This window comes from Desulfurobacteriaceae bacterium (assembly GCA_039832905.1).
In the GTDB taxonomy this organism is placed as follows: Bacteria; Aquificota; Aquificia; order Desulfurobacteriales; family Desulfurobacteriaceae; genus Desulfurobacterium.
Map to the genome: position 1 here is coordinate 1 of JBDOLX010000041.1, position 12303 is coordinate 12303.

At 35.4% G+C, this 12303-nt stretch carries 15 protein-coding genes; 6 read left to right on the forward strand and 9 right to left on the reverse strand.

The features are described from left to right. Positions 1-255: 255 nt before the first annotated feature. Together ABGX27_03060 and ABGX27_03065 are read right to left on the reverse strand one after the other, a co-directional pair. Positions 256-609, reverse strand: a complete 354-nt coding sequence (locus ABGX27_03060; GenBank protein ID MEO2068471.1) for a DUF86 domain-containing protein — start codon at positions 607-609, stop codon at positions 256-258. After that, positions 596-916 carry a nucleotidyltransferase family protein gene (locus ABGX27_03065; GenBank protein ID MEO2068472.1) on the reverse strand — a complete coding sequence of 107 codons (321 nt, stop codon included), beginning with the start codon at positions 914-916 and terminating at the stop codon, positions 596-598. The genes ABGX27_03060 and ABGX27_03065 overlap by 14 nt, the downstream gene beginning before the upstream one ends. Positions 917-1010: 94 nt before the next feature. Here ABGX27_03065 and nadD point away from each other — a divergent pair, with 94 nt between their 5' ends. Continuing rightward, positions 1011-1673 carry a nicotinate (nicotinamide) nucleotide adenylyltransferase gene (gene nadD / locus ABGX27_03070; protein MEO2068473.1) on the forward strand — a complete coding sequence of 221 codons (663 nt, stop codon included), beginning with the start codon at positions 1011-1013 and terminating at the stop codon, positions 1671-1673. Beyond that, complete coding sequence (locus ABGX27_03075; protein MEO2068474.1) at positions 1651-2865, forward strand: phosphoglycerate kinase; 1215 nt, start codon at positions 1651-1653, stop codon at positions 2863-2865. The genes nadD and ABGX27_03075 overlap by 23 nt, the downstream gene beginning before the upstream one ends. Positions 2866-2900: 35 nt before the next feature. On the opposite strand, the gene ABGX27_03080 is transcribed toward ABGX27_03075, so the two are convergent. Beyond that, positions 2901-4106, reverse strand: coding sequence for a LysM domain-containing protein (locus ABGX27_03080; protein MEO2068475.1), 1206 nt, complete (start codon positions 4104-4106; stop codon positions 2901-2903). Next, complete coding sequence (gene trmFO, locus ABGX27_03085) at positions 4085-5395, reverse strand: FADH(2)-oxidizing methylenetetrahydrofolate--tRNA-(uracil(54)-C(5))-methyltransferase TrmFO (protein ID MEO2068476.1); 1311 nt, start codon at positions 5393-5395, stop codon at positions 4085-4087. The genes ABGX27_03080 and trmFO overlap by 22 nt, the downstream gene beginning before the upstream one ends. A gap of 58 nt (positions 5396-5453) precedes the next feature. Here trmFO and rfaE2 point away from each other — a divergent pair, with 58 nt between their 5' ends. Then, positions 5454-5927: a D-glycero-beta-D-manno-heptose 1-phosphate adenylyltransferase gene (rfaE2, locus tag ABGX27_03090; protein ID MEO2068477.1), complete on the forward strand. Its 474-nt coding sequence runs from the start codon at positions 5454-5456 to the stop codon at positions 5925-5927. 22 nt (positions 5928-5949) lie between these two features. On the opposite strand, the gene ABGX27_03095 is transcribed toward rfaE2, so the two are convergent. From ABGX27_03095 to ABGX27_03110, 4 genes are read right to left on the reverse strand one after another with little or no spacing between them, the layout of a single operon-like run. Beyond that, positions 5950-6726 carry a TIGR04219 family outer membrane beta-barrel protein gene (locus ABGX27_03095; GenBank protein ID MEO2068478.1) on the reverse strand — a complete coding sequence of 259 codons (777 nt, stop codon included), beginning with the start codon at positions 6724-6726 and terminating at the stop codon, positions 5950-5952. A gap of 12 nt (positions 6727-6738) precedes the next feature. Further along, entirely contained in the window at positions 6739-7668 is a 930-nt protein-coding gene (argF, locus tag ABGX27_03100; protein ID MEO2068479.1) for an ornithine carbamoyltransferase, read from the reverse strand. Then, positions 7665-7910, reverse strand: a complete 246-nt coding sequence (locus ABGX27_03105; GenBank protein MEO2068480.1) for a hypothetical protein — start codon at positions 7908-7910, stop codon at positions 7665-7667. Before ABGX27_03105 ends, argF begins: the two co-directional genes overlap by 4 nt. Beyond that, entirely contained in the window at positions 7907-8383 is a 477-nt protein-coding gene (locus tag ABGX27_03110; GenBank protein ID MEO2068481.1) for a type II secretion system protein, read from the reverse strand. Before ABGX27_03110 ends, ABGX27_03105 begins: the two co-directional genes overlap by 4 nt. 176 nt (positions 8384-8559) lie before the next feature. Here ABGX27_03110 and ABGX27_03115 point away from each other — a divergent pair, with 176 nt between their 5' ends. Further along, positions 8560-10044 carry a hypothetical protein gene (locus ABGX27_03115; GenBank protein ID MEO2068482.1) on the forward strand — a complete coding sequence of 495 codons (1485 nt, stop codon included), beginning with the start codon at positions 8560-8562 and terminating at the stop codon, positions 10042-10044. A 20-nt stretch (positions 10045-10064) separates the two neighbouring features. Further along, positions 10065-11183 carry a radical SAM family heme chaperone HemW gene (hemW, locus tag ABGX27_03120; GenBank protein MEO2068483.1) on the forward strand — a complete coding sequence of 373 codons (1119 nt, stop codon included), beginning with the start codon at positions 10065-10067 and terminating at the stop codon, positions 11181-11183. Here the strand turns inward: hemW and queC are convergent. Continuing rightward, positions 11175-11882, reverse strand: a complete 708-nt coding sequence (gene queC, locus ABGX27_03125) for a 7-cyano-7-deazaguanine synthase QueC (protein MEO2068484.1) — start codon at positions 11880-11882, stop codon at positions 11175-11177. The two genes, hemW and queC, sit on opposite strands and share 9 nt — an antisense overlap. Before the next feature lie 83 nt (positions 11883-11965). Between queC and ABGX27_03130 the strand changes: the two genes are divergently transcribed. Next, a partial coding sequence (locus tag ABGX27_03130; GenBank protein MEO2068485.1) for a glycine--tRNA ligase subunit alpha occupies positions 11966-12303 on the forward strand: 338 nt, incomplete at its 3' end.

Genomic DNA, 12303 nt, shown 5'->3' on the forward strand with positions numbered 1-12303 from the left:
GATTGCGACTCTCCCAAGCTTTATCTTCAGCGTTTTTGATAGCATCCTCTAATGTTTGTTGAAATGCCCGCGAAAGTGAGCGGGATTGCGACCCAATATATCCAACTTTCTTCATTTCTCACCTCCTGTGTTGAAATGCCCGCGAAAGTGAGCGGGATTGCGACAGAAATTTTTCAAGTTTTTTCTTTGAAAAATGGTTTTTAATTTGAAATGCCCGCGAAGGTGAAGCAAGATCGTAATTAAGAATAGGGAAGCTTACTTTGATCTTTCACTTTTAATGATGATCTCTATTTGCTTCTTTAGATATGGAATATCTTCTGTAATTGTTTGCCAAACTATACCAATGTCAACTCCGAAATAGTCGTGAATTAAAATATCTCGAAATCCAGCTATCTCCTTCCATGGTATATGCGGGTAACGTTTTCTAACTTCCATAGGAAGTTTTTTAACAGCTTCTCCGATAATTTCCAAGTTTCTTATTACTGCATCTATTACAATATCGCTTTTTGCAAATTCTTCGAAGTTTAAATCGGCAGTATACTTTTCTATTTTTTGTATGCTTATTAAGATATCTTCCAAAAATAACTTGTAGTCTCTACTTCTTGACATAAATAACTTCCTTTAGAATTTTTTCTCTTAATCGAGGTTTGAGAGCTTTTTTTAAAACTAAATCAACCTTTCTATTGAAAATGTTTTCAAGAAAGAACTTTAGCTTCATATATTTTATTAAGGATAGCGTATTTCCTGAAGTTTCAATGAGGATATCTATATCACTACTTTCTTTTTGTTCGTTTCTAACTATTGAACCAAAGACTCCTATTCTTTTTATTCCATATTCTTTCTCTAAGTAGTTTTCAATTTTCTTTAGTTTATCGATAATTATTTCCTTTTCTGTTAATTTCTTTTTTTCCGTCAAGCTACACCTCAGAGATTAGTTTAACCATTTATAAATTATATGTAAGTGTAGGAAATACGGAAGTGTATAATATCCCCCAAACCTTTACTTACTGGTGGTTAGTTTGAAAGCCCTTTTTGGAGGAAGTTTTAACCCTGTTCACGTAGGACATTTAATAATTGCAAGGGATATTTTGGAAACCTTTAATTTTGAAAAAATTTTTTTTGTTCCTGCTTATCTTCAGCCGTTAAAGGGAGAACTTTTTCTTCCTGCTGAATTAAGGTTAGAACTTTTGAAAGTTTCGATAGAAGGAGAAAAGGGTTTTTCCATTTGGAATTATGAAATAAAAAAAGGGGGAGTTTCTTATACTGTTGATACTCTAAAGGAGTTTTGGAAAGTTTATAGGGAAAAGCCTGTTTTTATAATGGGAATGGATTCGTTTAACTATTTTTATCTTTGGAAAAAACCTAAAGAAATTTTAAAACTTTCGAAAATTGTTGTCGTTAAAAGACCAGGTTACAAAGTGGATGTTGAAAAGGTTGAGGAAAGTTTAGGAGTTTCTATTAAGTTTGTAGAAGTTAATAGAGGAGATTTATTAGACAATAACGTCTTCAATGAAGTAGATATTGTCATCTACAACGGTAGATCAGTAGAAATCAGTTCAACGGAAATAAGAAATAGGCTACAATCAGGACAATCAATATCCTACTTTTTGCCTGAAAAAGCTTTAAAAATCTTGTGGAGGTGGTGGGAAAATGCCTTTCAAAAAAATGTTTAACAAGAAGACCTTAAGAGATATTCCAAAGGAAGAGTTACACGGAAAAAGGGTTTTTGTAAGGGTTGATTTCAACGTTCCAATTGAAAATGGAGTGATTCAAAACGATAAGCGTATAAGGGCTGCTCTTCCAACTATTAACTACTTGATTGACCACGGGGCAAAGGTAATTTTATGTTCTCATCTTGGAAGACCAAAAGGTTGGGATGCAAAGTTCTCTTTAGAACCTGTTGCTGATAGGTTATCGAGGCTTCTTGAGAAAGAAGTTAAGTTTATTCCAGATTGTATTGGTGAAGATGTAGAGTGGGAAGTTAACAACCTTAAAGACGGAGAAGTTGCTCTGCTTGAAAACGTTAGGTTCTACAAAGAAGAGACTAAAAATGATGAAGAATTTGCTAAGAAACTTGCAAAACTTGTTGATATTTACGTAAACGACGCTTTTGGAACGGCACACAGAAAACATGCTTCAACTTACGGAATAGCCAAGTTTGTAAAGATTGCAGTTGCTGGATTCCTACTTGAAAAAGAGATAAAGTATCTCCAAAAAGCCCTCGATAATCCGGAAAGACCTCTTGTTTTAATAATCGGTGGTTCTAAAGTTTCTGGAAAGCTTGAAGTAATAGAGAACCTTTTAAATATCGTAGATAAGATGTTAATCGGTGGAGGAATGGCTTATACCTTCCTCAAAGCTCTTGGATTTAACGTTGGGAAGTCCTTAGTTGAAGAAGAACTAATTGAAACTGCTAAGGAAATAATGGAAAAGGCAGATAAGAACGGAGTTAAACTTTACATTCCAGTTGATAGCAATAACGCTGATGAGTTTTCTCCATCAGCCCATGCAAAACTTACAACCTATAAAGAAATTCCTGACGATATGATGGGACTTGATATTGGACCTGCTACTGTAGAACTTTTTAGAGAAGCTCTTTCTGATGCAAAGACTATCCTTTGGAATGGTCCAATGGGAGTTTTCGAGTTTGAGAAGTTCCGTTATGGAACTATGGAAGTAGGAAAAATTGTGGCTTCTCACAAAGATGCTTTAAGGATTGTTGGTGGTGGAGATAGCGTTGCTGCAATTGAGATGCTTGGTCTTGAACACCAGATCGACCACGTTTCAACAGGTGGTGGTGCTTTCTTGGAGTTCTTAGCAGGTAAAGAGCTCCCAGGTGTGATGGCTTTATCTGACAAGGAATAATCAAAGTTCCCTCCCTTTTTTTACAGGGAGGGGGTTTAATAGATTATTAAGTTCATTCCTCTGCTTCTTAAGTAGGGTATCTCTTCTGGTTTGTCAACAGAGTCTATTAGAAACCATTCTTCTTTTAGAGTAGAAAGCCATATACCCATTATGCTAAACTTTGATCGGGTTCCTTCTGTACCGGGGGGTTCTAAGACTGTAAATCGTGTCCACTTGTGAGCTACAGAAAGAGCGGATAGGACGTTATCCAAATCTACTGGTAAGTTTCCAGAAAGAACAACTACTTTATATCCATCAAGTTCTTTTTTTACCTTTTCTTCGGGATCTATAAAGTCAAAGGCTACGAAAAGGTGAAGGTTTTCAAATTCAATTCCATTTTCAGTAGTTTTAGCAGATTTTCCTGTAAGAAGCTTTACTAGCTGAGCTATTTTGTCAACACCTCCACCTGTTAAAACCTTTAGCTTTCCAACTATTCCTTCAAGATCTTTACCTTCTGGTTGGGTAACTTCTATGCTGTAAGCGTTCAAAAGTTTTACTAAAGTTTCAGGAGTATCTCTTTTAAGATTTATAACTATTCTGTTTCCCGTAGAAGGGTTATAGCTTAAGTAGTCATAGTGGTAAATCAAGATATCTTTAAGTCCTAAAATTAATTCACCATTTTTCTTTACTATTCCAAACTGAGAATTAATTTCTTTTTCCAGAAGCTTTTTTAGTTCTTCTTGACTTTTCAAGACTCTTATACCTAAGGATTCAACTTCTTTTTGAACTCTTTTGGAGATGGTGTTGCCAAAGTCCAAAACATAATCTTTTCCACCTATGGAAATCTTTGGATGTTTAGAAAAATCCACTTTTCCACTCTTTAAGATTAAGCCTCCACTATCTGCAGTTTCTCCTCCGAGCATTCTTATTACTGGGAAGAAAGCCTTCTCCTTGCTCTTTTGAGGGAGTAGTATCTTACCCTCGCTTTTTGTTCCAATTGGTATCTTAATCTTTTGTCCTACGTATATAATGTCAGGATTCTTTATTTTATTTATCCTTGCTATGGTTTTTATGGAAGATTTAGGTAATTTAAACTTTTTTACTATTCCCCAAAGAGTGTCTCCCTTTTTTACTTTATAGATTATAAGACCACTTCCTCTTATACTTTCTCCCACTTTTTTCTTAACAATCTTTATCTTGTAAACTTCACCGAAAGCTAAGTTGCATAGAAGGAGTGCTATTAAGAAAGCGAGTCTAACCATTTTCTCGTTTCCTCTATTGCTTTTTTAGCAAGGTATCCTCTTCGTTCTCTTTTACCTTTTATTTTCTTTTCTGGAGGTGGTAAAAGCCCGAAATTTGCATTCATTGGTTGAAAGCTTTTAGGATCTGCTGTGGTTATGTATTTTAACAAAGCTCCTATCATGATAGTTTCGGGAGGATAGATAGGGTCTTTTCCTTCTAAAAGTCTTACAGCATTTAAACCAGCTATTATTCCGGTAGCAGCAGATTCAGGGTATCCTTCAACTCCTGTAATTTGTCCAGCAAAGAAAACTTTTGGGTTTTTCTTAAGCTGTAAAGTTCTCAAGAGAAGTTTTGGAGAATTGATAAAGGTGTTTCTATGGATACTTCCATAGCGGGCAAACTCTGCATTCTCAAGTCCGGGAATTAATCTAAAAACCCTTTTTTGTTCAGGATACTTTAGTTTTGTTTGAAAGCCAACAAGATTAAGAAGAGTTCCTTCTTTGTTTTCTTTCCTCAGCTGAACAACAGCGAAAGGTCTTTTTCCTGTTCGTGGATCTATTAATCCAACAGGTTTAAGAGGGCCAAAAAGTAGTGTTTGTTTCCCTCTTTCAGCCATTTCTTCTATTGGCATGCAACCTTCAAAGTAACAGGCTTTTTCAAAGTCTTTTAGTGGAACTTTTTCAGCCTCCATAAGTGCATTGTAGAATCTTTCATATTCTTCTTCTGTCATTGGACAGTTGAGATAGTCATCTCCCCCTTTTCCGTACCTTGAGCCCCAAAAACACTTTGAGTAATCAATGGTATCTGCATAAACTATTGGAGAAATAGCATCGTAAAAGTGAAGTTCTTTTTCTCCTAAGTATTCTCTTAGGTAATTTGAAAAATCGTCAGATGTTAGAGGACCTGTTGCAACAATTGTAATTCCTTCTTTTGGGATTTCTTTTACTTCTTCTCTTATAACTTCTATGTTTGGGTGTTTTTCTATCTTTTCTGTTATGTACTCAGCAAACTTTTCTCTATCAACTGCTAGAGCTCCACCAGCTGGAACTTCTGTTCTCTTTGCTGCTTCTACTATTAAAGAGTTTAGAAGTTCCATTTCGGCCTTTAGAAGTCCTCTTGGAGTAGTTATCTCCTTTCCACCGAGGGTGTTTGAACAAACGAGCTCTGCAAGTTTATCCGTTTTATGGGCAGGAGTTGTTTTTTTAGGTCTCATTTCAAAAAGTCTAACTTTGTGTCCGCTTTCAGCAATTTTGTAAGCGGCTTCTACTCCTGCAAGTCCACCACCAATTACGTTTACTACCTTTTCCAATTTTTCTCCCCAAAAAGTTAGAATTTCTGTAAAACAAAATTATAGAAAGGAGTTTAAATTGGACAGGGTTTTGAGGGATTTAAAAAAACTGAAGGATTTAGTGGTAACCTTAAAAAGGGAAAGGAAAAAGGTTGTTTTTACAAACGGTTGTTTTGACATTTTACACGCTGGACACGTTGATTACCTTGAGAAAGCAAAAGCTTTGGGAGATGTTCTAATTGTTGGAATGAACAGCGATTCTTCAATAAAAAGAATAAAAGGAGAAAAAAGACCTATTATTCCAGAGAACTACAGGGCAAGAGTTTTAATTGGTTTGAAAGCTGTTGATTACGTTTTCATTTTTGATGATGACACTCCATTTGAAGTGATAAAAACTATTAAGCCTCATATTCTTGTAAAAGGTGCGGACTGGGAACTTGAAAAGATCGTTGGGAGAGAATTTGCAGAGCAGGTGGAGAGGATACCATTTGAATACGATATATCAACCACAAAGATTATAGAGAAAATTGTTTCTCTCTACTGTAAAAGATAAAAGCCCCAGAAGGGGCTTACTCTTAAAATCTTAATCCTGCTTCTACGAATGGCCCTTTTATCTTTATGTCGGAGTAAATATCACTTATGTCATCGATTTTTATGTTTTGATACTTGTAACCAACTCCAATAAATGTGAGAGGGAATGGAGAGTATGTTACTTTTCCAGTAGCATCTAAAAATTGATTTCCAGAATATCCTATCCACTTAGCTTCAACTTCTGTTTTTACAGGACCAACTTTTACTCCAACTTCTCCGCAGGCCATTGGGAGAGGAATAGAAAAGTTCGTATCTTCTTTGGTGTCTGTTCCTTCAATTTCTACCATGGCGTATCCATCGATGTACTTTAGGTTAAGTCCGAAGTGAACTTCTAAATCGAGAAGTCCCAAAGTTCCAAGAGATAAGAGTCCTAAGAAAGGTACTCCCCAGTATGCGGTTAAATCGTACTGGTTAAGTTGAAGTTCAGTTTTTATTGGGCTAGATGCGGAGAAAGTTTGGTCTCCAAATGTGAAAGTTTGTGTTACTTCTCCACTTCCTTCAAACTTTGTTGGGTGCGCTTCAATCTTAAAGTTAGGAATGAGAGGTATGGGATGTTCAATCTTTGCCCAACCGTAAAAAGAAGTTTCTCCATCAAGGTTTAAGGTGTCCTTTACGTCAACAGCTGTATTTTTATAACCAAAAGAACCACTAATGTTTTCTGGAATAACGCCAACTCCTCCCTCTATTTTCAGAAGAGGCATAGCGTTTGCTACTGTAGAGAGAATAAGAGCTAAACTTGAAGCTAAAAGTATCTTTCTCATTTTCTCCTCCTTTTAGAAAGTTCTCTTTCTAACAAGTTTCAGGATTAAAGCTTTCTGGGTATGTAGCCTATTTTCTGCTTGATCCCAAACAATCGACCTGTCACTTTCAATTATTTCATCTGTTACTTCCTCTCCTCTGTGTGCTGGTAAGCAGTGCATAAAGAGGAAGTCATTTTTAGCGTGTTTTACAAGTTCGCTATTTACCTGATAAGGCATGAAGATTTCTTTTCTCTTTTCACTTTCTTCTTCCTGTCCCATACTTGCCCAAACGTCGGTATAGATGACATCTGCATCTTTTACTGTTTCTATTGGGTCATTTGTTACAACTATCTCTGCACCAGTGTCTTTAGCAATTTCCTTGGCTTTTTCTACATAGCTTTCTAAAGGTTCAAAACCCTTAGGGGTTGCAGCGTAGAACTTCATTCCCATATAGGCAGCACCAATTAACCAAGAGTTACACATATTGTTTCCATCACCAACGTAAGCAACTTTTAGTCCTTTAAGTTCTCTTTTGTATTCCCAAATGGTGAAAATATCTGCAAGAACTTGGCAAGGATGTTCTTCATCGGTAAGAGCGTTAATGACCGGGACATCTGAGTATCTAGCGAGTTCTTCCACTCTTTTTTGTTCAAATGTTCTGATAACTATTAAGTCTACGTATCTCGATAAGACTCTTGCTGTATCTTTTATAGGTTCTCCTCTTCCAAGTTGAGAACCTTTAGTGTCCATATAGACACCGTGTCCTCCAAGTTGGTATACACCTACTTCAAAAGAAACCCTCGTTCTTGTTGAAGGTTTTTCAAATATTAATGCAGCAGTAAACCCATCTAAAGGTCTGTAAAGTTCTCCTTTCTTCTGTTTTTCTTTCAAGAAAGCACTCAAGTGGATTATGTTTTCTATGAAGAGTCTATCTGCATCAAGCATAGAAATAAAATCCTTCATTTCACTACACCTCTTAACTTTTGTAAGAGTATTTTGTACTGGTTCTGTAAAAACTTTATTTTCTCTTCGTTTTCAATAATTCTATCAGAAAATTTGTCTATCTTTCTTTCTTCCTTGACAAGTTCAGCTTCTATTTCTTCAAGTTTTGTAGTTATGTTTTTTAAAATAAAGAGAAGCTTTAGTGAAAAAAGGAAAAGAGTTCCAATGCATAGCAAAATGAATATTAGTAAAAGCTGAATCACTCTAGAACCCTCCCTTTTAAAATTTTATCTTTCAGGCTTTCGGACTCCGCCAAGGAGGTTTCTTTTATTATAACTTCTCCAGCAGGAAACAAAATTAGAATGGATAAGAAAGTATTGTTTTCTTTTTTTATTAGAATGCCGATAGCTTCTGGTTTTTGTAAGTAGGTACAATATTTGGAAAAAAGATCAGAGGATACAAGTGATCCTTGGAAGACAAGATATTCTACTTTTCCTTCTTGGGGAATTAGTATTTTTTCTCCTCCAAGCTTTAAATAATTATCCTTGAAATTAACACAAATTTCCGAAGGCTTTGAAAGGGAGAAAAGGTTGCCTGCAGCTGTCTTTAATTGATTTTCGAAATTATCCCAAGAACCCTTTTCAAAGCTGTAAAACGTAGGAAGAGCAACGAAAATTCCTACTGAAATGATTGTAAGGACGATTAGTATTTCCAGTAAAGAAAATCCTCTTTTCATAGTTTAGTTCTAAAGGACTTTGATTTTTGGTAAGGGATTATATACTATAATGAAAGATGAAGATGCAGTAGCTGGATGATAATATCTGATGGTTGAGACTTTAACACAAAATTTGTATTTTATAACTTCTCAATTATAATACGCATTATCTTCTAAATTATTCTTCGGGAGGCACCTTGGGAATTCTTGGCTTTTTTAAGAAAGGACAATCAGAGGAAGAAGTGTTCCACAATGCTGTAGAAGCAAAGGATTACGTTACTATTGTAAATGTTGGGCAAAAACTTCTTCAAAAGTATCCTTACTCTACCTCTATTATAAACCCTTATACGGAAGCTCTCATAAAGTTAGGTAGGAAAGAAGAAGCTATAAAGGTTCTTCTTGATTTTGCTGAAAAAAAAGCAGCAGAGGAGTACTACGATATAACAATTGCTATCTTGAAGAAGATTCTTAAAGTAGATCCTTATAACATTAGAGCTTTAAAACTTCTTGTTTCTACCCTTCAAAAGAAAGAATTGTTCTACGAAGTCTTTAAAACTTTGGAAGAAAGTTACAAGAAATTTAAAGAAGCAGGTCTCCCCGTTGAAGGTATTAGAGAAATCTTAGAAAAGTTTGTTCAAGATCAGTTTCATCCTCTATTTCACGAAAAGTATGCTGATATATGTAAAGCAGAAGGTAAAGAAGATGACGCTTTTACAAGCTATATTTTGGCTGGGAACCTTTACGTAAAGCTTAAGAACTTTAAGGCGGCTTTAAGGGCCTTTCTTAAGGCTAGGGAAATAAAGAAAACAGAAAACTTGGACAGACAACTCGTAGAGGTTGTTGTTTATGGTGAAGAAGGAACGGAAATAATACCAACAATTGCGGTTGAAAATAGCCAGAATTTAGAGTTTCTTAAGTTTTTGGTGGATGATTTTAGAGAAGCAGGGAAAATTTCTTTGCTAAAGAAGTTAGCTGAACGTATTCCAGATGTTAAAGTTAAGTATTTCCTATTATCTATGATTGAGTTTGAAACTGGAAACATTGAGAGTGGTACTCAGTATCTAGAAAAGTTAAGAAATATTGATGAAGGAGTTTATTCAAAACTTCTTTCTATTATTACCAATAGGCACCCTGAGTACGCCGATACAATCTTAGGTAAGATAAAAGATGAGGAAGAACTACCAGACTTTGAAGATATTATAGAAGCAATCGATGACGTTATAGCTTCTGATGTTTCTGAAATTATTTCCTCTTTTGAAGAAGATAAAACAGAGGAAGAGAGTAGTATTTTTTCCTTTGACATGAGTAAGGATGAAAGTGAAGGTATTAAAAACCTTTCATTGGCAGAAGCTATGCTTGGACTTGGTAATTTCGAAAAAGCCATAGAAATGGCTAAAAAAGCTTTAAACTGTAACTCTACCTTCCTAAAAGCCGCAATTCTTATAACCAATGCGTATAAACTTCAAGGAAGGTTTAGAGAAGCTATAGACTTCTTGATGGAAATTCTTCATGAAAGAAAGCTTAATGAAAGAGAAGAAGCTCAGCTTAAGGAAGCATTAGGAGAAGTCTACGAAGCTATGGGAGAAAAAGATAGGGCACTCCTTTGGTATAAAGAAGCTTATAAAGTTCTAAAGCTACCAGAACTCCTTGAGAAGATAAATAACTTAGAATTGGTTTCTTAGTAAAAGTTAAAATTTACGATATGGGACTAATTCACTCACTTTACGTTCATGTTCCTTTCTGTAAGAGTAAGTGTCCTTACTGTGATTTCTTTTCTGTTTCTGACTTTTCTTTACTTTCAGATTATAAGAAGGCTGTTTTAGAAGAACTTTCGTTAAGAAGTCCAAATTTTGTCTCATTCCCAACAGTCTACTTTGGGGGCGGAACGCCTTCGACTCTTAGTGTGGATTTTTTCTATTCTATTCTTTACAGCTTGGGGCAGTTCTCAGAGGTGACGATAGAAATAAACCCGGAAGATGCTAAAAAAGACTTTCTTTTAGCTTTAAAGGAAATAGGAGTGAATAGGATAAGCATTGGAGTTCAGACTTTTTCAGATAAACTTTTGAAAATACTTGGAAGAAGACAAACTTCACTGCAAAATTTAAAAAGTTTAGAGAATGTTTTATCCATTTTTGAAAATGTTTCTATTGATATCATCTATGGAATACCAGAGCAAACTTTAAAAGACCTTGAAAAGGATTTAGAAATAGCAACTTCTTTTCCTATAAAACACATATCCACTTATGCCTTAACGGTCTATGAAGGAACTCTTTTTGAAAAGTTAGAAAAGTCTGGGAAAATTTCTCTTCCTTCCGATTCTATCTTATCCGAGATGTACTACATTTTAAGGGAATTTTTGGTAGAAAGAGGCTTTAATCATTACGAAATTTCTAACTTTGCTTTTTCTGGTTTTGAGTCAAAACATAATCTTAGTTACTGGAAACTAAAGAATTACTTAGGATTAGGGGCTTCAGCAGCTTCCTACGTTAACGGTAAGTGGTGGAAGAACGTATCAAGTGTTGAAGAGTATGTCTCTTTTCTAAATAACTCAAAACTTCCTACAAGCGATGTGGTAGTTTATCAAGATGAAGAAGAAAAGGAACTCAAAATTCTTATGGGACTAAGGCTTATAGCAGGAATTAACTTAGATGAACTGGAACTTACAGAAAAATTTAAAGAAAGACTAGAAAAGAACCAAAAACTTAAGTTCTTTTTGGAAGAAGAATTTTTGGTATTTGAAAAACCTACTTTAAGGCTTGGAGAAAAAGGATATTTTGTTTCAAATACCGTGATATCGGAAGTAATTTCTGCTTTATTCTAAAATCTTTCCTTCTTTTCTTAATCTCTGGATTAGATGGTCTTCTTCTCCAGCTTCTAACCAGCCTTTTGCCCTTAAAACGCAACTATCACACTTTCCACAAGGGACTTCTTCCCCTCTATAACAGGAAATTGAGTAGGAGTAATCGGCTCCAAGCGATAGCCCAAGTTTTATTATTTCTCCTTTAGTTAGTTTTAAAAGTGGAGCATGAATTTTCCAGCTTGTTCCTAAAGATCCTAGTTTTGTTCCCTTGTTTAAAGTTTCTTCCATTGCTTTTAAAAATTCAGGTCTACAGTCTGGGTAACCACTGTAATCAACTGCGTTCCAGCCACCAACAAGGTGAGTTGTTCCAATACTTTCAGCATAAGTTGCTGCAATGGATATAAAGACTCCGTTTCTGAACGGAACGTAAGTTATGGGAATTCCTCTTTCTTTTATTTCATCGATGGAGTGAGTTTCTGGTACTTCCAAGTTTTTATCTGTAAGAGCAGAAGCACCAAACTTAGAAAGATCTACTTCAGAAAGGACGTGTTCTTTAACACCGGCGTTCTTTGCTGTTATTTTTGCCATTTCTATTTCAAGAGAGTGTCTTTGACCGTAGTAGAAGGTAATTGCGTAAACTTCTTCAAAGTTTTTTTTAGCCCAGTAAAGAGCGGTTGTTGAATCCAATCCTCCAGAAAAAATGACAACAGCTTTTCCCATAGAGTTCTCCATTTGACTAAAACATTTTTACCATCTAAAATTACGCCGACAACTATTATAATTCAATTGTTGGGAGAGAAGCCTTGACCTTTCAGGAAATTATATTCACTCTTGAAAAATATTGGGCATCAAAAGGATGTATTATAGCTTCAAGTTATGACGTTGAACAGGGTGCAGGAACTATGCACCCATTTACTTTCCTAAAAGTTCTTGGTAAAAAACCTTGGAATGTAGCTTATGTTCAGCCTTGTCGCCGTCCAAAAGATGGAAGATATGGAGAGAATCCAAATAGACTTCAGCACTACTTTCAATTTCAAGTTATCCTAAAACCTTCTCCCGAAAATTCCCAAGAGCTTTACTTGGGTAGTCTTGAGGCACTTGGAATAAAACTCTCTGAACATGACATAAGGTTTGTTGAGGA